Source organism: Paraburkholderia dilworthii (assembly GCF_000472525.1).
Lineage (GTDB): Bacteria > Pseudomonadota > Gammaproteobacteria > Burkholderiales > Burkholderiaceae > Paraburkholderia > Paraburkholderia dilworthii.
Window position 1 is genome coordinate 20998 of sequence record NZ_AWZT01000048.1, and the last position, 21740, is coordinate 42737.

At 62.0% G+C, this 21740-nt stretch carries 19 protein-coding genes and 1 pseudogene; 11 read left to right on the top strand and 9 right to left on the bottom strand.

Going from position 1 to position 21740, the window contains the following annotated elements; all coding sequences use genetic code 11:
* Positions 1 to 53: 53 nt before the first annotated feature.
* The 4 genes from folE2 to F759_RS0129215 form a co-directional block, all read right to left on the bottom strand.
* The gene (folE2, locus tag F759_RS0129200) at positions 54 to 860 is read right to left on the bottom strand and encodes a GTP cyclohydrolase FolE2 (RefSeq protein ID WP_027802976.1); all 807 of its coding nucleotides are present in this window, start codon (positions 858 to 860) and stop codon (positions 54 to 56) included.
* 321 nt (positions 861 to 1181) lie between these two features.
* Positions 1182 to 3089 carry a 1-deoxy-D-xylulose-5-phosphate synthase gene (gene dxs, locus F759_RS0129205; RefSeq protein ID WP_027802977.1) on the bottom strand — a complete coding sequence of 636 codons (1908 nt, stop codon included), beginning with the start codon at positions 3087 to 3089 and terminating at the stop codon, positions 1182 to 1184.
* Positions 3090 to 3172: 83 nt separating this feature from the next.
* Positions 3173 to 4054, bottom strand: a complete 882-nt coding sequence (locus F759_RS0129210) for a polyprenyl synthetase family protein (protein WP_027802978.1) — start codon at positions 4052 to 4054, stop codon at positions 3173 to 3175.
* Positions 4051 to 4359, bottom strand: coding sequence for an exodeoxyribonuclease VII small subunit (locus F759_RS0129215; protein ID WP_027802979.1), 309 nt, complete (start codon positions 4357 to 4359; stop codon positions 4051 to 4053). Before F759_RS0129215 ends, F759_RS0129210 begins: the two co-directional genes overlap by 4 nt.
* A 287-nt stretch (positions 4360 to 4646) precedes the next feature.
* On the opposite strand from F759_RS0129215, the gene F759_RS0129220 reads away from it, so the two are divergent.
* Entirely contained in the window at positions 4647 to 5753 is a 1107-nt protein-coding gene (locus F759_RS0129220; protein ID WP_027802980.1) for an aromatic ring-hydroxylating oxygenase subunit alpha, read from the top strand.
* Positions 5754 to 5911: 158 nt separating this feature from the next.
* Positions 5912 to 6781, top strand: a complete 870-nt coding sequence (locus tag F759_RS0129225; protein ID WP_027802981.1) for a sulfurtransferase — start codon at positions 5912 to 5914, stop codon at positions 6779 to 6781.
* 179 nt (positions 6782 to 6960) lie between these two features.
* Here the strand turns inward: F759_RS0129225 and F759_RS38905 are convergent.
* The 3 genes and pseudogenes from F759_RS38905 to polA all read right to left on the bottom strand — a co-directional run.
* Positions 6961 to 7326 (bottom strand): annotated as a pseudogene (locus F759_RS38905) (dienelactone hydrolase family protein); the annotation flags it as partial.
* 89 nt (positions 7327 to 7415) lie between these two features.
* Positions 7416 to 8762, bottom strand: coding sequence for an NAD(P)/FAD-dependent oxidoreductase (locus F759_RS0129240; protein WP_027802983.1), 1347 nt, complete (start codon positions 8760 to 8762; stop codon positions 7416 to 7418).
* Between the two features lie 155 nt (positions 8763 to 8917).
* Positions 8918 to 11659: a DNA polymerase I gene (polA, locus tag F759_RS0129245; RefSeq protein WP_027802984.1), complete on the bottom strand. Its 2742-nt coding sequence runs from the start codon at positions 11657 to 11659 to the stop codon at positions 8918 to 8920.
* Position 11660: 1 nt separating this feature from the next.
* Here polA and F759_RS0129250 point away from each other — a divergent pair, with 1 nt between their 5' ends.
* Positions 11661 to 12404 carry an LOG family protein gene (locus F759_RS0129250; protein ID WP_027802985.1) on the top strand — a complete coding sequence of 248 codons (744 nt, stop codon included), beginning with the start codon at positions 11661 to 11663 and terminating at the stop codon, positions 12402 to 12404.
* Positions 12405 to 12480: 76 nt separating this feature from the next.
* Here the strand turns inward: F759_RS0129250 and F759_RS0129255 are convergent, their stop codons facing one another.
* Entirely contained in the window at positions 12481 to 13383 is a 903-nt protein-coding gene (locus F759_RS0129255; protein ID WP_027802986.1) for a transcriptional regulator GcvA, read from the bottom strand.
* A gap of 98 nt (positions 13384 to 13481) precedes the next feature.
* On the opposite strand from F759_RS0129255, the gene F759_RS0129260 reads away from it, so the two are divergent.
* Complete coding sequence (locus F759_RS0129260; protein ID WP_027802987.1) at positions 13482 to 14051, top strand: chromate transporter; 570 nt, start codon at positions 13482 to 13484, stop codon at positions 14049 to 14051.
* Positions 14048 to 14575: a chromate transporter gene (locus F759_RS0129265; RefSeq protein WP_027802988.1), complete on the top strand. Its 528-nt coding sequence runs from the start codon at positions 14048 to 14050 to the stop codon at positions 14573 to 14575. Before F759_RS0129260 ends, F759_RS0129265 begins: the two co-directional genes overlap by 4 nt.
* A 131-nt stretch (positions 14576 to 14706) precedes the next feature.
* Here F759_RS0129265 and F759_RS0129270 read toward each other — a convergent pair whose 3' ends face one another.
* Positions 14707 to 16233 carry an AMP nucleosidase gene (locus F759_RS0129270; protein WP_027779537.1) on the bottom strand — a complete coding sequence of 509 codons (1527 nt, stop codon included), beginning with the start codon at positions 16231 to 16233 and terminating at the stop codon, positions 14707 to 14709.
* 200 nt (positions 16234 to 16433) lie between these two features.
* Here F759_RS0129270 and F759_RS0129275 point away from each other — a divergent pair, with 200 nt between their 5' ends.
* The 6 genes from F759_RS0129275 (at position 16434) to F759_RS0129300 (ending at position 21735) form a co-directional block, all read left to right on the top strand.
* Positions 16434 to 16829, top strand: a complete 396-nt coding sequence (locus F759_RS0129275; RefSeq protein ID WP_027802989.1) for a hypothetical protein — start codon at positions 16434 to 16436, stop codon at positions 16827 to 16829.
* A gap of 229 nt (positions 16830 to 17058) precedes the next feature.
* A complete protein-coding gene (locus F759_RS0129280; RefSeq protein ID WP_027802990.1) occupies positions 17059 to 18054 on the top strand; it encodes a homoserine kinase in 996 nt (331 codons plus the stop codon).
* A complete protein-coding gene (locus F759_RS0129285; RefSeq protein WP_027802991.1) occupies positions 18045 to 18854 on the top strand; it encodes a BPSS1780 family membrane protein in 810 nt (269 codons plus the stop codon). Before F759_RS0129280 ends, F759_RS0129285 begins: the two co-directional genes overlap by 10 nt.
* Positions 18855 to 19065: 211 nt before the next feature.
* Positions 19066 to 19518, top strand: coding sequence for a MarR family winged helix-turn-helix transcriptional regulator (locus F759_RS0129290; RefSeq protein WP_027802992.1), 453 nt, complete (start codon positions 19066 to 19068; stop codon positions 19516 to 19518).
* 173 nt (positions 19519 to 19691) lie between these two features.
* Positions 19692 to 20111: an organic hydroperoxide resistance protein gene (locus F759_RS0129295; protein ID WP_027802993.1), complete on the top strand. Its 420-nt coding sequence runs from the start codon at positions 19692 to 19694 to the stop codon at positions 20109 to 20111.
* Between the two features lie 124 nt (positions 20112 to 20235).
* Positions 20236 to 21735: a cryptochrome/photolyase family protein gene (locus tag F759_RS0129300; protein ID WP_027802994.1), complete on the top strand. Its 1500-nt coding sequence runs from the start codon at positions 20236 to 20238 to the stop codon at positions 21733 to 21735.
* Positions 21736 to 21740 lie beyond the last annotated feature (5 nt).

Here is a 21740-nt window from a genome sequence, read left to right on the forward strand (position 1 = left end):
AAAAGCCGCTTCAGAAAGCGGCTTTTCATGCAATCGCAATCCAGCCCACGTTCTCAAACCACCCGCTTATCGCGCTCGATCACCGCGTAGGCACTGTGATTGTGAATCGACTCGAAGTTCTCGGCCTCGAGCACGTACGCGATGATCCGCTCATCCGCGTTCAGACGCTGTGCGACGTCACGCACCAGGTCCTCGACAAATTTCGGATTCTCGTACGCGCGTTCGGTCACGAACTTCTCGTCCGGACGCTTGAGCAAGCCCCACAGTTCGCACGACGCTTCTTCTTCAGCGATACGGATCAAGTCTTCCACTGCGACGTCGCCCGCGAGTTCCGCGTTGATCGTCACGTGCGAACGCTGGTTATGCGCGCCGTACTGCGAAATTTTCTTGGAACACGGACAGAGGCTTGTGACCGGCACGAGCACTTTCAGGAACAGACGCGTCGCGCCGTTGCGCGTCTCGCCAGTCAGCGTGACTTCGTAATCGAGCAGACTTTGCACGCCTGACACCGGCGCAGTCTTGTTCACGAAGTAAGGGAACGACACTTCGATGCGGCCCGCCTCGGCCTCGAGCTTTTCAAGCATCGCGCAGAGCATCGCGCGAAACGTCGCCGGTTCGAGCGGCGTCTTGTTCTCCTCGAGCAACGCCACGAAGCGCGACATGTGCGTGCCCTTCTGGTCTGCGGGCAAATGCACGTCGAGATTCCACGTGCCGACCGTCGGCTGCGCGTCGCCGCCTTGTGTGCGCACCGTCAGCGGATGGCGCACCGCCTTGACGCCGACCCGTTGAATCGGAATCTGACGCATATCGGGCGTGCTTTGCACGTCGGGCATCACAAAGGCGGGGTTCATCTGATTCATGTTCTTGTCCTTTCAAGGAGACGCTGACCGCCCGAGGCGTTCCGCTTCGCAGTGGGCCTTCCCCCAAGGAAGCCCTTTGGGATTGAGGATCGCCCCTTTCGGGGCTTTGCGAAGCGACGGGTTCGGGAGTCCTCAGCAGCCATGCGGGAGCAGCAACCGCAATGGCAAACGCCGGCCCCTGCCGGCGTTCGATGACAGGCCCGCGGGGCCTATCGACTCAAGTAAGAGATTTCTGTTGCCGCATGACAGCCAGCGGCGCGCTTTGCAGCGAGCCGGTCAGCGTAGTTACCGCTCGGCTCGCCGGCCTGTTAATTGCCCCGGTTAAGCGACACGCTTGACCGACGACTGGCCGCCGACAGCGCCGCTCGACAGGAAACGTTCGCGGATCGACTTGGCGATACCGGTGGCGTCGAGGCCGCATGCGGCGAGCAGTTTGGCCGGATCTCCGTGATCGATGAACCGGTCGGGGAGGCCCAATTGTAGTATCGGCCGCATAACCCCACTCTCGAACAGGGCTTCGACGCAGGCCGAGCCCGCACCGCCCATCACACAGCCTTCTTCGACGGTGACGATGGCGTCGTGCGTTTCGGCGAGTTGACGCACGAGGTCGGCGTCAAGCGGCTTCACGAAACGCATGTTCGCCACCGTCGCGTCGAGCTGTTCGGCCGCCGCGAGAGACGGCGCGACCATCGTGCCGAACGCCAGGATCGCGATGCGCTTGCCTGCCGGTTGCGAGGTTTCGCGGCGCACTTCGCCCTTGCCGACAGGCAGCGCAGCCATCTGCTTGACGGTCGCCACGCCGGTGCCTGCGCCGCGCGGATAACGCACGGCCGTCGGGCACGACTGCTGCAACGCCGTGTATAGCATCTGGCGGCATTCGTTTTCGTCAGACGCGACCATCACCATCATGTTCGGGATGCAGCGCATGAACGCGAGGTCGTAAGCGCCCGCGTGCGTCGCACCGTCTGCGCCGACCAGACCCGCGCGGTCGATCGCGAATACGACGGGCAGATTCTGTAACGCGACGTCGTGAATCAACTGATCGTAAGCGCGTTGCAGGAACGTCGAATAGATCGCGACGACAGGCTTCATGCCCTCGGCGGCCAAACCGCCGGCGAACGTCACCGCGTGCTGCTCGGCGATACCCACGTCGAAGTAGCGGTCCGGAAAGCGCTTCTCGAACTCCACCATGCCGGAGCCTTCACGCATGGCCGGCGTGATGCCGACCACACGCGCGTCCAGTTCGGCCGCGTCGCACAACCATTCGCCGAACACTTGCGTGTAGGTTTTCTTCGACGGCGCGACCGCCGGCTTGATGCCTTCGGCCGGGTTGAATTTGCCGGGGCCGTGATACAGCACCGGATCGGCTTCGGCGAGCTTGTAGCCTTGGCCCTTCTTGGTCACGACATGCAGGAATTGCGGACCGCGCAGTTCCTTGATGTTCTGTAGCGTGGGGATCAGCGAATCGAGGTCGTGACCGTCGATCGGGCCGATATAGTTGAAGCCGAATTCCTCGAACAGCGTGGCCGGCACGATCATGCCCTTGGCGTGCTCTTCGAGCTTGCGGGCCAGATCGAGCATGGGCGGAGCGACGCGCAGCACGCGCTCGACGCCCGCGCGCGCGGCAGCATAGAAGCGGCCGGACATCAAACGCGCCAGGTGCCGATTGAGCGCGCCGACCGGCGGCGAAATCGACATGTCGTTGTCGTTCAGGATGACGAGCAGAGGCACGTCGTCTTCAACGCCGGCGTTGTTCATTGCCTCGAAAGCCATGCCCGCCGTCATTGCGCCGTCGCCGATCACGGCGATGCCCATGCGGTTGTCGCCCTGAAGCTTGCTCGCGATGGCCATGCCGAGCGCCGCCGAAATCGACGTGCTCGAATGCGCGGTGCCGAAGGTGTCGTACTGGGACTCGTCGCGCTTCGGGAAGCCCGAGATGCCGCCCAACTGACGCAGCGTATGCATCCTGTCGCGGCGGCCCGTCAGGATCTTGTGCGGATACGTCTGATGGCCGACGTCCCACACGATGCGGTCGTGCGGCGTGTCGAACACATAATGCAGAGCAATGGTCAACTCGACCGTGCCGAGGTTGGACGAGAGATGGCCGCCCGTCTGCGACACGCTGTCGAGCACAAAGGCGCGCAACTCGTCGGCAAGCGGTTGCAATTGGCGGCGATCGAGGCGGCGCAGGGCTGCCGGGTCGTCGATGGTTTTCAGCAAGTCGTACATCGTCGTTCCATTGTAGGAAAACTTACGCGCCCGCACTTCATACATGCACCTGTGGGACGGTGCGCGGCGGCGGGCTTTCGCGTTCAGCTGACCCGGTTCACCACCAGATCGGCCAATTCGGCTAGACGCTGCGCGCGCGCGCCAAACGGCGCTAGCGCGGCGTGCGCGTCGCTGCGCAACTGCGCTGCGAGCGAACGCGATGCGTCGAGCCCAATAATCGACACGTAGGTCGGCTTGCCGTCCTTCGCGTCTTTACCTGCTGTCTTGCCGAGCGTCGCCGAGTCGGTCGTCACGTCGAGAATATCGTCGACGACCTGAAACGCGAGGCCGACTGCGGCCGAATACGCGTCGAGCGAACGCATTGCGTTCGCGTCCGGCGTTTCGCCCGCCAGCGCGCCCATGCGCACTGCGGCGCGCAACAACGCGCCGGTCTTCATGCGGTGCATGGTTTCGAGCTGCGCGCGCGTGAGCGTGTGACCAACACTCGCAAGGTCGATTGCCTGACCGCCGCACATGCCGATCGAACCGCTAGCAAGCGCCAGTTCACGCACCAGCGCCGCCTGCTGCGCGGGCGCCAGGACTTCGGAGGTCAACGCGACGAACGCCTGCGACTGCAATGCGTCGCCAACCAGCAGCGCCGTCGCTTCGTCATACTTGACGTGTACCGTGGGCTTGCCGCGACGCAGCGCGTCGTCGTCCATGCAGGGCATGTCGTCGTGCACCAGCGAGTACACGTGAATCATTTCAAGCGCCGCCGCTGCCGCATCGAGGCACTCGGCGCGCGCGCCGGTCAACTCGCCGGCCGCATGGCACAGCAGCGGGCGAACTCGCTTGCCGCCGCCCAGCACCGCATAGCGCATCGCCTCATGCAGCTTTGCGGGCTCCGTTGCTTCAGCCGGCAAGTAATGTTCGAGTGCCGTTTCGACGCGCTCGAGCACCGTGCGCGTCCATTGTTCGAATGTCATAGGTCGTCCCCGCTTTCAATAGCGGCTGTTCCTGCGGTATTCACGGGCAGCGGCTTGAGCGTCTCGCCGTCGAGCACGCGCACTTGCTGCTCGACCTTTTCGAGCTGCTGCTGGCAAAACGCCACCAGAGCCGCGCCGCGCCGATAGGCGGAGAGCGACTCTTCGAGGCTGAGATTGCCGCTTTCCATGCGTGCAACCAGCCCTTCGAGCTCTGCCTGCGCCGCCTCGTAGTTTTCGGGCAGCGGCGTGCTATCGACACCTTCAGCCGGCGCCGCAGCGTTATCGTTCGACGCGGTCTTTGCCATGAATAGTCACAAAATTAAAACAAGTCGAACATTCTACGGCAAAAGAGACAAATCCGATTCGCCAGCCCACCTTCAGGCCGGCTGTCTGCCTTTCGCCGCTCTGTCAGTCTCGCAGAAAAAAATCTATTGGTCTGCGTCGAAAACACCGAACTTTCCCAACATTTTTGACCCAAATCAGTGACTTAACTGTCCCAAGGAGGGGGAAACAGGTATAATCTCGGGCTCCCTAAATCGAATCTTCGATGGTTGGGTTGTTCACTGCTTTCACGTCTTCATCGGGAGTGGGAATGTCCAATCTGAGCAATGCATTGCAGTTGCGGTCTGTTCACAGCCAACTGCCAGTCACGGCTTACTTTGACGAAGCGCTTTTAACGCGCGAAATCGAAACCCTTTTCAGGAAAGGTCCCCGTTACGTCGGACACGAACTCATGGTGCCCGAGGTGGGGAATTATTTTGCCTTGCCCAGCGAAAGCGAGGGGCGTGTGCTCGTTCGCAACCAGCAGTCGCAAGTCGAACTTCTGTCGAACGTGTGCCGTCACCGGCAGGCCATCATGCTCAACGGCCGTGGCCACGCGGAGAATATCGTCTGTCCTCTGCATCGCTGGACTTACGATCTGAACGGCCAGCTTCTCGGCGCTCCGCATTTTGCGGATAACCCCTGCCTGAATCTCGGCGCCACGCCGCTTCAGAACTGGCAAGGGCTGCTGTTCGAAGCGCAGGGCCGCAACGTCGCACGCGATCTGGCCAGTCTCGGCACAAAGCAACACTTCGACTTCTCGGGCTTTATGTTCGATCACGTGGAAGTGCACGAGTGCAACTACAACTGGAAGACCTTCATCGAGGTCTATCTCGAGGACTACCACGTTGCGCCGTTCCATCCGGGCCTCGGCAGTTTCGTCAATTGCGACGACCTCACGTGGGAGTTCGGCGAGTGGTACAGCGTGCAAACGGTCGGCGTGCATAAGGATCTGGAGCAGCCGGGCAGCCCCACCTACCGCAAATGGCACGACGAAGTGCTGCGTTTTCGCGGCGGTAATCCGCCGGAATTCGGCGCCATCTGGATGGTGTATTACCCCGGCATCATGATCGAGTGGTATCCGCACGTGCTGGTCGTGTCATGGCTCATTCCGCGTGGTCCGCAAAAAACCACCAACGTGGTCGAGTTCTATTACCCTGAGGAAATCGCGCTGTTCGAGCGAGATTTCGTCGAAGCGGAGCGCGCCGCCTATATGGAAACGGCCCGCGAAGACGACGAAATCGCCGAACGCATGGACGCCGGCCGCCGCGCGCTGATGGAACGTGGCGAGTCGCAGGTCGGTCCGTATCAGAGCCCGATGGAAGACGGCATGCAGCACTTCCACGAGTTCCTGCGGCGCGAGTTGGGCACGATCTGACTTGCGTCTCGTCTTCGTAATTCGGGCTTGCATCAACGCATGGAAAGACGGGCTTCGGCCCGTCTTTTTTGTTTAGACTAACGAGGTAGCCCGGCCATCCGGTCGCGTCACGAGGCCGCCGGCAACGGAGCCATCATCGCCCGCATCGAGGAGACGTCATGCCCCACACTCACTACACCACTTTGATCTCCGCGTCGAATCTCGCGGAACGGCTCGCCGACGCGCCGGGCAGCGTATTCCTCGTCGACTGCCGCTTTGATCTGGGAGACCCGGAAGCCGGCGAGAAGGCGTATCTCGCAGGACATCTGCCGGGCGCGCATTTTCTGCATCTGGAGCGCGATCTGTCGGGGCCGAAGAACGGCGCGAACGGGCGTCATCCGTTGCCGGATCGCGCGCGGCTCGTCGAAACATTGGAATCGCGCGGGTTGAAGCAAGGCCAGCAAGTCGTCGCCTATGACGCGCAAGGCGGCATGTACGCGGCGCGCGCGTGGTGGCTGCTGCGTTGGCTCGGCCACGACGCGGTCGCGTTGCTCGATGGCGGACTGCAAGCGTGGGAAGCGGCCGGCGAGCCGCTGACGCAAGACGTCCCACCGCAAAACACCGGCGACTTCAAAGCCGGCGCGCCGCTTTCTGTTACCGTCGACGCGCATATGCTCGAGCGCAACGTCAACTCGAAGGAGCGCGTAGTGGTCGACGCACGCTCGCCCGACCGCTATCGCGGCGAGAACGAGACGCTAGATGCCGTCGGCGGCCATATTCCCGGCGCGCTCAATCGCTTCTTCAAGGACAATCTCACCGCCGACGGCCGCTTCAAGCCGGCCCACACGCTGCGCGACGAGTTTCATGCGCTGTTGGGCGATACGCCGCCGGAACATGTCGTGCTGCAATGCGGCTCGGGCGTGACGGCATGCGTCAACGCGCTGGCGATGGAAGTCGCCGGTCTGCACGGCGCGGCGCTCTACGCGGGATCATGGAGCGAGTGGAGTTCCGACCCGAAGCGGCCCGTCGCAACCGGGCCGAATCCGTAGACGAAGTCAGGCGCCGATAGGAAAAGTAAAAGGCCGTTGCCGCTCATAAGCGGCAACGGCCTTTTTATCTTTAAGTACGGCGAACACCGGAGCCGGAACGATTCGCAATGGCAAGCTCACGGGCAAAGCTAAGACTGAAAGTGTAGGAGTCGAAGCTCTAAATCAATCAGCAAAGCTGAAGTCGGAAGCGCCATCGGATCGCCTTCGCGGACGAACAGATCCGGCGCGATGGCCAGATAGCCGAGCTTCGCCAAACGCCGGCACACGTCAGCGATATGTTCGTGCACGCCGAACGCCTCGTGAATCACGATGATCACCGGCAAATGCGTCTTGCCCTTAGGCTGAGCACGATAGGCCGGCACGAGCGTGCCGCCCGAGCGCACGGCTATCTCGCCGGCTTCGAGGCCTTCGCTATCGGTATGGATGGTTTACGCCGACACCGGCAACACAGCAGCCGCAAATCCGGTGCCGAGAGCGGCCTTGATAAACGTGCGTCGATTGAAGGGAACGTGCGGGACCAGGCTGTCGACATCAGGATTCAGCATGCGGGCGCTCCTCGTTGAACGGTGGAGGCAACAGGGTACGCCTCGCGCGTGTCCTGTTGCAGATCCACCCTGTAACGCCGAGCGCGCCGTCAGTGCAGCTTGACGCGCGGCAACGTGGTACGCCGCAGCCAGTGTGCGAAGGTGTCCAGTACCATCCGTGCATAGCCGTGCAGCGCGGCAATATGCAAGCGGTACAGCGACATGTACATGAAGCGCGCGAACAGGCCTTCAATCAGCATATTGCCGCCGATCACACCGCCCATCAGATTGCCGACCGCGCTGAAGTGTCCGAGCGACACCAGCGAGCCGAAGTCGCGATAAGTGAACTCCGGCAGCGGCCTGTTTTCGAGCCGCGCGGCGAGCGCCTTCAGTAGAAAACTCGCCTGCTGATGCGCGGCCTGCGCGCGCGGCGGCACGTTCTTCTCGTTGCCCGGCCACGGACAGGCCGCGCAATCGCCGAGTGCGAACACGTTGTCGTCGATCTCGGTTTGCAGCGTGCGACGCACGTTGAGTTGACCGAGCCGGTTGACCGGCAAGCCGTCGAGCTGGCTAAGAATTGCTGGCGCCTTGATGCCCGCCGCCCACACCGTCAAATCAGCGCGCACCGTTTTTCCGCTCGCGGTTCGGATGATGCCGGGTGCGACCTCGGCCACGGTCTCGCTCGTCATCAGCTTCACGCCGAGCTTGGTGAGCAACTCGGCGGTGGCCGTCGACACACGTTCCTGCAAAGCCGGCAAAATGCGCGGCCCCGCCTCGATCAATACAATGCCCACGTCATGCCGCGGATCGAGCTTGTGCAGACCATACGCGGACAATACCTGCGCCGTATTGCGCAACTCGGCCGAGAGTTCGACGCCCGTCGCGCCGCCGCCGACAATCGCCACCTGAATGCGCGGCTCGGAAGAAGCGGACGTGCCCAATCCCGATTCAACCGGCTCATGCGCCTGATGCTCGGCTCGCATGCAAGCTGCGATAAGCCGCTTGCGAAAGCGCTCGGCCTGGCTGACGGTGTCGAGTGCGAGAGAGAACTCCGGCGCGCCTTTCACGCCGAAGAATGCGGTCGTGCTGCCGATCGCGATGATCAGCGTGTCGTATTCGAGCCGGCGTTCCGGCAGCAGTTCGGCGCCGTCGTCATCGACTACGGTGCCAAGCGTAAGACGCCTGTTCGCCCGGTCGAGGCCCGTCAGCTCGCCTTGCTGAAACTCGAAGCCATGCCAGCGCGCTTGCGCTGCATATTCGAGTTCCTGCGTAAAAGGGTCCATGCTGCCGGCCGCCACTTCATGCAGCAGCGGCTTCCAGATATGAGTCGGATTGCGATCGACGAGCGTTACCTGCGCGCGCGCCCCCGCCTTGTTCTTGTGACCATAGCGATCGCCCAAGCGCGTTGCCAGCTCCAGTCCCCCTGCGCCTCCGCCAACGACGATAAACCGATGCATTGAACTCTCCGTATTTGCCGATGGGTTGTGCGTCGTGATCGCGCGCGAGAGGCACGCGTCTTTACCGATTGTCCGCGAGCAGCACGGCTTGTCACAAGCTGCCAATACACATGTGTGACATGCACACGACGATATCGCGTGCCGTCATATATGCGTCAATGCGCTTCTTCCCAGTTGAGCCCCGTGCCGACTTCCGCGACCAGCGGAACTTTCAGCGCGGCGACACCGCACATCAGTTCGGGCAGACGCTTGCGCACGTCGGACAGTTCTTCATCCGGCACTTCGAGAATCAGTTCGTCGTGGACCTGCATGATCATGCGCGTGCCGATCTTCGATTCTTCGATCCACTTCTGCACCGCGATCATCGACAGCTTGATCAGATCCGCAGCCGTGCCTTGCATCGGCGCATTGATTGCCGCGCGTTCCGCGGCCTGGCGGCGCGGACCGTTGCCGCCGTTGATCTCGGGCAGCCACAGACGGCGGCCAAACACCGTTTCGACATAACCCTTGGCTTTAGCGCTCAAGCGCGTCTCGTCCATATAGCGAGCAACGCCCGGATAACGTGCGAAATAGCGGTCGATATAAAGCTTCGCGGCATCGCGCGTGATGCCCAGATTCGACGCAAGGCCGAACGAGCTCATGCCATAGATCAAGCCGAAGTTGATGACCTTGGCCACGCGCCGCTGATCGTTCGACACTTCGAGCGGCGTCACGCTGAAAATTTCCGCGGCGGTTGCGCGGTGAATGTCCTCGCCTTGCGAGAAGGCGCGCAGCAACGATTCGTCGCCGGAAATGTGCGCCATGATGCGCAATTCGATTTGCGAGTAGTCCGCGGAGACGAGCTTGTGCCCCGGCGGCGCAATGAACGCCTCGCGAATGCGGCGGCCTTCGCCGGTTCGCACGGGAATGTTCTGCAAGTTCGGATCGTTCGATGCAAGACGCCCCGTTACCGCGACAGCCTGCGCGTAGTTCGTGTGCACGCGGCCGGTCGTTGCATTGACCATGCGCGGCAGCTTGTCGGTGTAGGTTGACTTCAGCTTCGACAAGCCGCGGTGTTCCAGCAGGATTTTCGGCAGCGGGTAATCTTCGGCGAGTTTTTGCAGTACTTCTTCGTCCGTGGATGGGGCGCCGCTCGGCGTCTTCTTCACGACCGGCAATTCGAGCCTCTCGAAGAAGATCTGACCGATCTGCTTCGGCGAGCCGAGATTGAATTCGCCGCCGGCGAGCACGTACGCCTCGCTCTCCAACTGGATCAGGCGCGCGGCGATTTCGCTGCTTTGCTGGCGCAGTTTGTCGGCGTCGATCAATACGCCCGAGCGCTCCATCTTGCGCAATACGCGCGACGTGGGCACTTCAATGTCGCTGTAGACATGCTCGAGCGTCTTTTCCGCGGCAAGCTGCGGATACAGCGCCTCATGCAAACGCAGCGTGATATCCGCGTCTTCTGCCGCATATTCGGCGGCTTTGTCGAGTGCCACTTCGTCGAAACCAATTTGTTGCGCGCCCTTGCCCGCGACGTCTTCGTACTTGATCGTCTTGATGCCGAGGTGGCGCAACGCGAGGTTGTCCATGTCATGCGGACGATGCGATTCGAGCACGTACGATTGCAGCAGCGTGTCGTGTTCGACGCCGCGCATTTCGATGCCGTAATTGGCCAGCACCTGTTCGTCGTACTTCAGATGCTGACCGACCTTCTTGTGCTCCGCGCTTTCGAGCCACGGCTTGAGCTTCGCGAGCACTTCGTCGCGCGGCAGTTGCGCGGGCGCGTCCGGGCCGCGATGCGCGACCGGCACGTAAGCGGCGTGACCCGCTTCCACCGACAACGACAGACCCACGATCTGCGCGGTCATCGGATCGAGCGAAGTGGTTTCGGTGTCGAACGAAGTCAGCTCCGCCGCGTTGATTCTTCGCAGCCACGCGTCGAATTGCTCCCACGTCTGCACGGTTTCGTAATGACGTTCGTGATCGACGGTAAGCGCCGGCGGCACATCCGTTTCCGGACCTTCCACCGCGTCGGCAATTTCGACCTCACGCAGCCAGGTCTTGAAACCGTGGCGCGTGAACACGTCGCGCAGTTCCTCGCGCGATTCCGGCCGGCTCTGCAAGTTTTCCTCGATCGACGCTATGTGCCCGGTCAGATCGCAATGACGTTCGACAGTGACGAGCTTGCGCGCCATCGGCAGGAAATCCAGCGCGCGTCGCAGATTGTCTCCTACCGCACCTTTAATCTCGTCTGCATGTGCGACGATGCCATCCAGCGACTCAAATTGCGTCAGCCATTTGAGCGCGGTTTTCGGCCCGCATTTCTCGACGCCCGGTACGTTGTCGACGGTATCGCCGATCAACGACAGGTAGTCGACAATGCGCTCCGGGGGGACGCCGAACTTCGCAAGAACGCCGGCGCGGTCGAGTTTTTCGTTGGTCATCGTATTGATGAGGGTGACATGATCCGACACGAGCTGCGCCAGATCCTTGTCCCCCGTCGACACGATCACGTTCATGCCGCGCTTTTCTGCTTCGGTGCTGAGCGTGCCGATGACGTCGTCGGCTTCCACGCCGTCGATCATCAGCAAAGGCCAGCCGAGCGCACGCACGGCCACATGAATCGGCTCGATCTGCCGCGACAGATCATCCGGCATGGACGGACGATTCGCCTTATAGTCGGGATACCAGTCGTCGCGAAACGTTTTGCCCTTGGCGTCGAACACGCACGCGCTATACTCTGCTGTGACTTCCTTGCGCATGCGCCGCAGCATGTTGATCATCCCGTAGAGCGCACCCGTGGGACCACCATCGGGCCCGCGCAGATCAGGCATCGCATGGTAGGCCCGGTACAGATAACTCGAACCGTCGACCAATAGCAGGGTCTTACCTTCAAGGCTTCGTTCTTCAGGCATTATGACTAAGAGAAAAGTGATTCCGAGTCTGCGATCACTCGCAGATCAAGAGCGCGCAACGGCAAAAAAGGCCCGCGCATCGTGGCAGATGTTCACGATTATGGCAGAGTTTATCGAGGCGACCGAGTACCTCTCGGAGATCCGCCCGGCTGTCAGCATCTATGGTTCAGCGCGCCTGAAACCGAGCTCGCCGTATTACAAACTCGCCACGCAAATTGCGCGCAAGCTCTCGGACGCAGGCTTCGCGGTGATCTCCGGCGGCGGCCCAGGCATCATGGAAGCCGCGAACAAAGGCGCTCACGCAGGTAAGGCGCCTTCGGTCGGGCTGAACATCGAGTTGCCGCACGAGCAATCCGGCAATCAGTGGCAAGACATCTCGCTGCGCTTCCGTCACTTCTTCACGCGCAAGGTCACCTTCGTCAAGAATTCGGATGCCGTGATCGTGATGCCGGGCGGCTTCGGCACGCTCGACGAACTCGCGGAAGTACTCACGCTCATTCAAACCAAGAAGTCGCGCCATGTGCCGATCATTCTGGTGGGCGCGGAGTTCTGGGAAGGCCTGCTTGCGTGGTTCAAGAGCTCGCTCACGCCAATGGGTCTCATCAATCCGACGGACATCGACCTGATGCAGGTAATCGACGACCCGGACCAGGTGCTCGAAGCGGTGCTGAAATTCTACGAGGACCGCGAAGGCGCCGAGCCGCAGCCGACCAAGTCGGAAGAAGACCGGATGTTCTATCTGTAACGTGTGAGCGTCGCGCTCGCGCGCTAAAGCTTTAAACCTGGCGGGCGGCTTCTGAGCTGCCCGTTTGCGTTTGCGTTCATGTCTGTGTTTGCGCCTGATCGGTTTGATCGCCTTGCGCCTGCAACCATTCGCAGAACTGCGCGACGAGCGGCGCATGCGCGACCTCCCGCCTTGCGACCCACCAATAGCCGCGCGCGTCGATACGCGGTCCCGCCAGCGGCATCACGAGCCGCCCCGAAGCGAGTTCGTCGGCAAGTAACGGCAACGGGCCGAGCGCTACGCCGAGTCCATCCACCGCGGCCTGCAAGGCCAGATAGAAGTGATCGAACGATTGCTTCTTCCGGCATTTCGCCGTCACGCCAGCCGCCGACAACCAGTTGCTCCACGCGTCCGGCCGCGTGTCCGAATGGAGCAGCACGTGTCGTGCGAGGTCGTCGGCGGTCTTGATCGGCGAGCGCTGCAGCAGTGCGGGACTGCACACGGGAACCTCGCTCTCGCCCAGAAACTGGCCGCTCACGCAGTTCGGCCAATGCGCTGGACCGCGCCGCACCGCGACGTCGAAGCCATCCAATGTTTCGACCGGCGCGTTCGACGTAGCGAGCCGCAACTCGACGTTCGGCACCTTGCGCTGGAATTGATGTAGCCGAGGCAGTAGCCACTTCATCGCGAAGGTGGGCAGTGCATTCACGCGCAGAACATGCACGACGCCGGTATCGCGCAGCTGATCGGTGGCGTGGGCAATGCTGTCGAACGCGGCTTGGACAGTGGACAGATAACGGCGACCGTCACCCGTCAGACGCACGCGCTTGCCATGACGCTGGAACACCTGCACGCCGAGCCACGACTCGAACGCGGCAACTTGCCGGCTGATTGCACCGTGCGTCACATGCAACTCGTTTGCTGCAGCCGTGAAGCTTTCGTGTCGTGCCGCTGCTTCAAAGGCGCGCAGCGCTGGAAAAGGAGGAAGATTGCGAGCCATGCTTGTGATTGTAGGTCACAAAGCCCGGCGCAAAAATCGTTTTGCCGCACGGCGGTTCGGCGCTAACCTCCTGAGCTTGAACTGGACGCGAACACGACATGGACCACGATCTCACCTCATTCGATTCCGCAGCAGGACCGAAGCCCACGTTGCGAGAAATCTTCGGCGGTTTTCTGGGCCTCGGACTGATTTCATTCGGTGGGGCCTTACCGTTAGCGCGCCGCGCGCTCGTCGAGCAACGCCGCTGGCTGAGCGCAGAAGACTTCACCGATTTGCTAGGCCTGTGCCAATTTCTGCCGGGCGGCAACGTGATCAATTTGTCAGTAGCCGTCGGCATGCGTTTTCGCGGACTTCCTGGCGCGCTCGCAGGATTGCTGGGACTGATTGCCGGCCCGTCGCTCGTGGTGATCGGCCTTGGCGTGCTGTACGAGCGCACGCAAGACGACCCGCACGTGCGTCATCTGTTTGCCGGTCTTGCTGCCGCCGCGGCGGGTCTTCTGATTTCGATGGCCGTGAGAATTTTGCTGCCGTTGCGCAACAAGCCGATGGCCGCGCTCATCGCCGCGCTTGGCTTCATTGCAATCGCAATCATGCGGCTGCCGCTGTTGCCCACCATGCTCGTGCTGACGCCGCTCAGCATCTTCGCTGCATCGAGGAACGCACAATGAACGACACGCTCGTTTCGCTCGCCATCATTTTCAGTCAGCTTTCGCTGCTTGCATTCGGCGGCGGAAACACCATTCTTCCGGAGATGCAGCGTCAGGTAGTCGAGGTGCATCACTGGATGCCGGCCAGCGAATTCAGTGCGCTCTTCGCGCTCGCCCAAGCCGCGCCGGGACCGAATCTGATGATCGTGACGCTAATCGGATGGCATGTAGCCGGTTGGCCTGGCATGCTGGTGACGTCGATCGCGAAGTTCGGGCCGTCGTCGGTCGTGACAATACTTGCGCTGCACGCGTGGGACCGTTTCAAGGACCGGCCGTGGCGGCGCTACGCGCAACTGGGACTCGTGCCGGTCACGGCAGGCATCGTGGCGGCAAGCGCGGCGCTGATTGCGCAAGCGTCGGATTCGACGGCGATTGCGTGGGCGATCACGGCGTTCACAGCGGCAGTTGCATTGAAGACACGCATTCATCCGCTGTGGCTGCTGGCGGCCGGCAGCCTGATTGGACTGACGGGCTTTGGGCAGTAGGCCGTCCTGCTACCGGCGCGCATCACTCACATGTCCGGTTGACACACCTGGCTCACCCTCCGAGCTCACGCGCGAACCGCAAAAAATCGCAAAAACCGCAAGCCGCCACAACCGCCCGCCGCCATGCATGCTTACTGAAACGCCACTTCCGCGAAACTGCGCAGCTTGCGGCTATGCAAACGATGCAGCCCGTTCTCGCGCAAAAGCTCCATCGCTTTCACACCGATCTGCAGATGCTGGTCGACCTGCGCGCGATAGAACTGGTCGGCCATGCCGGGCAACTTCAGCTCGCCGTGCAGCGGCTTGTCGGACACGCATAGCAAGGTGCCGTAAGGCACGCGGAACCGGAACCCGTTTGCGGCGATGGTCGCGCTTTCCATGTCGAGCGCGATCGCGCGGCTTTGCGACAGCCGTTGCACCGGCTCGCGATGGTCGCGCAACTCCCAGTTGCGGTTGTCTACACTCGCGACAGTGCCCGTGCGCATCACGCGTTTGAGTTCGACACCGTCAAGCTGCGTGACTTGCGCGACCGCGCGCTCCAGCGCGACCTGCACTTCGGCGAGCGCCGGAATCGGCACCCATAGCGGCAAATCAGCGTCGAGCACGTGATCCTCGCGCACATAGCCGTGCGCGAGCACGTAGTCGCCGAGGCGCTGCGTATTGCGCAGGCCCGCGCAGTGGCCAAGCATGATCCACGCATGCGGGCGCAGCACGGCGATGTGATCGGTAATGGTCTTCGCGTTCGAAGGCCCCACGCCGATGTTGATCATCGTGATACCGCTGCCGTCCGCGCGCTTCAGGTGATACGCGGGCATCTGCGGCAGACGCGGCGGCGCGGTGCCTTCCTGCGCCTGCTCGCCGAGGTTCTCGTTGTACATGACCACATCGCCCGGTTCGACAAACGACGTGTATTCGCTGCGATAGGCGCGCAGTTCTTCATCGTCGGTGTGGGCCATCATCGTGCGGCCAAGCTTGACGAACTCGTCGATATAAAACTGGTAGTTGGTGTACAGCACGTAATTCTGGCAATGCGTGGGGGAAGTCGCCGTGTAGTGCTTCAGCCGATGCAGCGAGAAATCCACGCGCGCCGCCGTGAATAGCGCAAGCGGATGCGGCTCGCCCGCGAGCGGCTCATACGTGCCGTTGACAATGCGGTCGTCGAGAAGCGCAAGGTCGGGCGTATCGAACACGTCGCGCATCAGAAACAGGCGCTCGCGATCCAGATCGCCTTCGAGGTGGATACCCTCGGCAAACGCGAAATGAATTGGAATCGGCTGATTCGACACACCGACTTCGATCTTCACATGATGATTCTTCGCCAGCAGGCGCAGTTGCTCGCGATAGTAGTTGCCGAACAGATCGGGCCGCGTCACAGTCGTCTCGAACACGCCCGGACCGGCGACGAAACCGTAAGAGCGGCGCGAGTCGATATGCGTGTTGACTTCCGTGCAGACGCGCACGAACGGATAGCAGGCGCGCACGCGGCGCTCGAACAGTTCGTTGCGGCGATAGCGCGCGAAGGCGTCGCGCAGAAACGAGGTGTTGGCTTCGTAAATCGCTGAGAGACGCGTGACGGCCTCGGCAGCATCGTCGAAGGATTCGGTCGGGAAGCTGTTGGCGGGAGTTTGCACCGCGCGTTGATTGGTATCGTTGTTCATCTTCGTTCGCCTCGATTGATGAGACGACATTACCACGGAACCCATGATCACCAAATGACGTTGCCGCGGGCGCGACACGCGCCGCCGCAGTGCGCGCAAGATTGCGGGCGCGCCGCGCGAAAGCGGCGCAAAATAAGGTGATCGCGCCCGTGGCAGAGGCTGGATTTGCTAGAATCGGGGCACCATTCCGGAGAATCACCATGAAGCCGCTCCTTCCCGTCGCCGTTGCACTGGCCCTTGCCTTTGGCAACGCCGCGATGGCCGCCCAGCCTGTCGACGACACGCCGCCTGCCGGCGCGCCGCAGTCCGCCAATGAACGCGCCGGCCTGCCCGACCTGGACAAGATCAATCGGCCGGCTGCCGAGGTCAGCTCGAAGGTGGAAATCAACGTCCCGCGCACGCCGAGCTTTTACGAGCGCAGCGCGAACGGCACAGAAATCACCGAATATCGCGACAAAGGCAAGCCCGTCGAAATCAACGTGCATTCGAACCTGGGCACGCGTTATCACATGAGCGCGCCGCTCGACACGTCGCCTACCGTGCGTGACAACGGTCGGGCGAGCACGCGCTTGCCCTCGGTGAATCTGACTTATTGATGCGTGATGGGCGCTGGCGCCGCCCGTTTTCAAGGTTCTCGATCCCCCGCGCCGGCGTGCGTTGCCGTTGCTGTGAGCTTGAATCCCGCATCGCGCCGGTGTTGCGCCGCACCCCCGCGGATCTTTCGCGGGACCTGTCTGAACGCGCGTTTCACATCGCTTTCGCCACCGCATGCATCCCGCTGGCCGCATCGCGCCAGCCCGACCAACCTGATCTGACGTTTCCCGCATGGCTGTCTTCACCGCTGTCACCGAACCCCAACTAGCAGACTGGATGCGCCACTATGATCTCGGCGAAGTCGTCGAATTTCGCGGCATTACATCCGGCATCGAAAACAGCAACTTTTTTCTGACGACGACGCGCGGCGAATACGTCCTCACCATCTTCGAAAAGCTGACGGCCGGGCAGTTGCCGTTCTATCTGAACCTGATGCGCCATCTGGCGGCGCACCGCGTACCCGTACCTGACCCGATGCCGCGCGAGGACGGGTCGCTCTTCGGCATCCTGCACGGCAAGCCCGCGGCTATCGTGACGAAACTCGAAGGCGCGCCGGAACTGGCGCCAGGCGTCGAACATTGCATCGAAGTCGGACAGATGCTGGCTCGCATGCACCTCGCGGGGCGCGATTACACCGGCTATCAGCCGAACCTGCGAAGCCTGCCGTGGTGGAAGGAAACGGTGCCGACCATCCTGCCGTTTCTCGAAGGCGGGCAACGCGATTTGCTGTCGTCGGAGCTCGCGTACCAAGAGGCGTTCTTCGCGTCGGCGGACTATGCCGCGCTGCCCGAAGGTCCATGTCATGCCGACCTGTTCCGCGACAACGCAATGTTCGCGCATGCCGCACCGGAGACCGGCCATGAAGTGCGCCTTGGCGGCTTCTTCGATTTTTACTTCGCCGGCTGTGACAAGTGGCTGTTCGACGTCGCGGTCACCGTCAACGACTGGTGCGTCGACCTCGCCACAGGCAAGCTCGATCAGGCGCGCACCGAGGCGATGCTGCGCGCGTATCAGACCGTGCGTCCTTTTACCGCTGAAGAAAATCGTCATTGGGGCGACATGCTACGGGCGGGCGCGTACCGTTTCTGGGTCTCGCGGCTGTATGATTTTCATTTGCCGCGCGCGGCCGAACTGCTCAAACCGCACGATCCCGGCCATTTCGAGCGCATTCTGCGCGAGCGCCTGTCGGGCGTCGCACTTCCAGGCATTCACACCTCATGCAACTGATCGAAGTCCCCGCGAAAACCGGCTATGTATGGTTCCGGCAAGGTATCTGGCTGTTCCGCAAGAATCCGCTCGCGTTCCTGACGCTGTTCTTCACCTATCTGCTGGTGATGACGCTGGTCGCGCAAATTCCGCTGATCGGCAGCGTTTTGCCGCTGGCGTTCATTCCGGGCGTCGCCGTCGGCTTCATGGCCGCATGCCGCAACACGATCGCGGGCAGGCCCGTATTTCCGACGATCCTGGTTGACGGCTTTCGTTCGTATGGACCGGTGGTCGCAAGGCGGCTGATCGTGCTCGGCGTGTTCTACGTCATCGCGATGGCGGTGGTGCTTGCGGGTTCGGCGCTCGCTGACGGCGGCATGTTGCTGAAGGTGATGCTGGGCGCGGGCGCGGCAATGGATCCTCAGGCAGTCGCCAACAGCAATATGCCGCTCGCCGTGGTCACGGCCTTCGCGTTCTATATTCCGGTCGCGATGCTTTTCTGGTTCTCGCCGATTCTCGCCGCTTGGCACGATGTGCCGCCCATCAAGGCGATGTTCTTCAGCCTGGTGAGTTGCTGGCGCAATCGCGGCGCGTTCGTCGTGTTCGGTGCGTTGTGGTTCGCAGTAGCCATGACGGTGTCGCTCGGCTTGTCCGCGTTGATGCAGGCGCTCGGCGCCGGCGACTTCGCGTTCGCCGTGTTGATGCCCGCCACGATGATCGTCACGACCATGCTGTATTGCTCGTTCTACGCGACCTATCGCGGCTGCTACGGCGTGCAGACGCCGCAGGCGCCGGACCTGCCCACTACACCGGCCGCTTGAAAGTCTGGCGTCGATCGCTGTCGAAGCGCGGGCGCTTTGTGTTGCCCGCGTGTCTCGGGCGTCGAAGCGCGGGCGCTTTGGTTGCCCGCGCGCCCGAGGCGTCCGTCGCGACTCGCACCTTCCCGTCTCATAGTCGTCAACGCGCGCCGATTGCGGCACAATGGTTTGCGCGCGATCCATTTGCGTGCGCTCTTTCGACACGAGATGCATCATGACCCAGCGCCCGGCCTTGCCCTTCACGCTCGACGAGCAATTGTGCTTCGCCCTCTACTCCACGTCACTGGCGATGACGAAGGCGTACAAGCCGCTTCTCGACAAGCTCGGTCTCACGTATCCGCAATATCTGGCCATGCTGGTGCTGTGGGAAAGCGACGACGTTACGGTTAAGGACATGGCCGCACGCCTCAATCTCGATTCGGCCACGGTCACTCCGTTGCTCAAGCGCCTCGAGACGCAAGGTCTGGTCGAGCGGGTGCGCGGAGTCGAGGACGAGCGTCTCGTCTTCATCCGGCTCACCAAGGCCGGTGCAGCGCTCAAGCGTCAGGCACGCGAGGTGCCCGCCGAAATCTTCTGCGCGACTCAACAGACGCCTGAATTCCTGCTGCGTTTGCGCGACGATCTGACTCGCCTGCGCACCACGCTTAACGACTACATGGATAGCTAGAAGCGCTGACGGCAAAACGCCCGCTATCGGCGTCATGCGAAATTTCATTTGTACACAAATGATTTGTGTACTATTCTTCGCACGTGCCGGTTCACTGGCGCCGCGCCCACGATGGCGCGGCAAGCAAAGCGGCAACATGCAGACCTTCACAACCCGGATCAAGGAGCAGCACGATGAACATCCTCTACAAAGCAAGTGCAACCAGCACCGGTGGCCGCGACGGCCGTGCAGTATCGTCGGACAATGCGCTGGACGTTAAGCTCGCCGCGCCGCGCGAATTAGGCGGCAACGGCGCAGCAGGCACGAACCCGGAGCAATTGTTTGCGGCTGGCTATTCGGCATGTTTTCTCAGCGCAATGAAGTTCGTCGCAGGTCAGCGCAAACAGACGCTACCTGCCGATACGCAGGTCACCGCTGAAGTCGGCATCGGCCCGAACGACAAGGGCGGCTTCGCATTGGACATCGATCTGCGTATCTCGCTGCCGGGTCTGGATGCCGACGCAGCGAGAGAACTGGTCGACGCCGCTCACCAGGTTTGCCCATACTCGAACGCAACGCGCAACAACGTCGCGGTTCGTCTGCAAGTCGCGTAAGCTGCGACGTCGGCGAGTCGCTAAGGGCTCGCCGGAAACGCGCGGGCGCTTGCCTGCCGGCCTCCTTCGCGCCCGCCCTCGACGCCGAGGGAAAACGCGCAGCCATCTATAGTTCGACTTGCCGATGACACGCGTCCGACGACTGAACGATACCTTCGACACCGGCCTGGTCTGGCTCCGCCGCGACCTGCGCTGCACGGATAACGCCGCGCTGTACTACGCGCTCAAGCGTTGCGAGCGCGTGTGGTGCGTGTTCGTGTTCGACACGACGATCCTGCAACCGCTCGTCGATAGATGGCAGACGCGTCATCCGGGCACGCAAGCGCAAGATCGCCGCGTCGAGTTCATTCTTGCGTCGCTGCGCGAACTGGACGAAGCGCTGCGCGCTCAAGGCGGCGGCCTCATCGTGCTGTCCGGCGATCCGGCCGATCTCGTACCGAAGCTCGCGGACGAACTTCAGGTCGATGCGGTATTTGCGAACCACGACTACGAACCCGCCGCGATCGCGCGCGACGACGCCGTACGCGAGCGCCTCGCCGAAACGGGACGCCAGTGGTTGACGTTCAAGGATCAGGTGATTTTCGAGCGCACAGAACTGTTGACGGGTCAGAACAAGCCATTCACCGTTTTCACGCCCTACAAGAACGCCTGGCTCAAGCAACTGACGAGCTTCGATCTAAAGCCGTACCCGGTCGAAACCTACATAAACCACCTGGCGAGGCTCCCGGCGAAACTCGACCGCCAGCTACCGACGCTCGATCAACTCGGCTTCGCGCCGAGCAATCTCGCGGAGCTCGACTTACCCACCGGCATGAGCGGCGCCCGGCTTCTGCTCGACGATTTCCTGACACGGATCGACAGCTACGCCGAACGGCGCGATTTTCCTGCTGCCAGGGGTCCAAGCTATTTGTCGGTGCACTTGCGCTTCGGCACGGTGTCGATTCGCACGCTGGCGCGGCTCGCTCATGAGATGTCGCTACAGCCCGACGGCCGAGGCTCGGCCACATGGCTGTCGGAACTCATCTGGCGGGATTTTTACTTCATGATCCTGTCGCATCACCCGAGACTAGCGGACGGAGCATCGTTCAAGGAGGACTATGACCGGCTGCGCTGGGAGCAGGGTCCAGAAGCAGACGAGGCGTTCGCCGCATGGTGCGAGGGCCGCACCGGCTATCCGCTGATCGACGCGGCCATGTTGCAGCTGAACCGCACCGGCTACATGCACAACCGTCTGCGCATGGTGACGGCGAGTTTTCTGGTGAAAGATCTGGGCGTCGACTGGCGGCTCGGCGAACGCTATTTTGCGGACCAACTGAACGACTTCGACTTCGCGGCGAATAACGGCGGCTGGCAATGGGCTGCATCGACGGGGTGCGATGCGCAGCCCTATTTCCGGATCTTCAATCCGGTCACGCAATCCGAAAAGTTCGATGCCGACGGGCGGTTCATCAAACGCTACTTGCCTCAACTCGGCAAACTGCCGGCCAAATGGATCCACGCGCCGTGGTTGGCGGGCGCGGAACGGCTGGCCGAATTCGAGATTGTGCTGGGCAAGGATTACCCGGCGCCGATCGTGGACCACGCGCAAGCGAGAGCGCGGACGCTGGCCCGCTTCGGGAAGTGAGCACA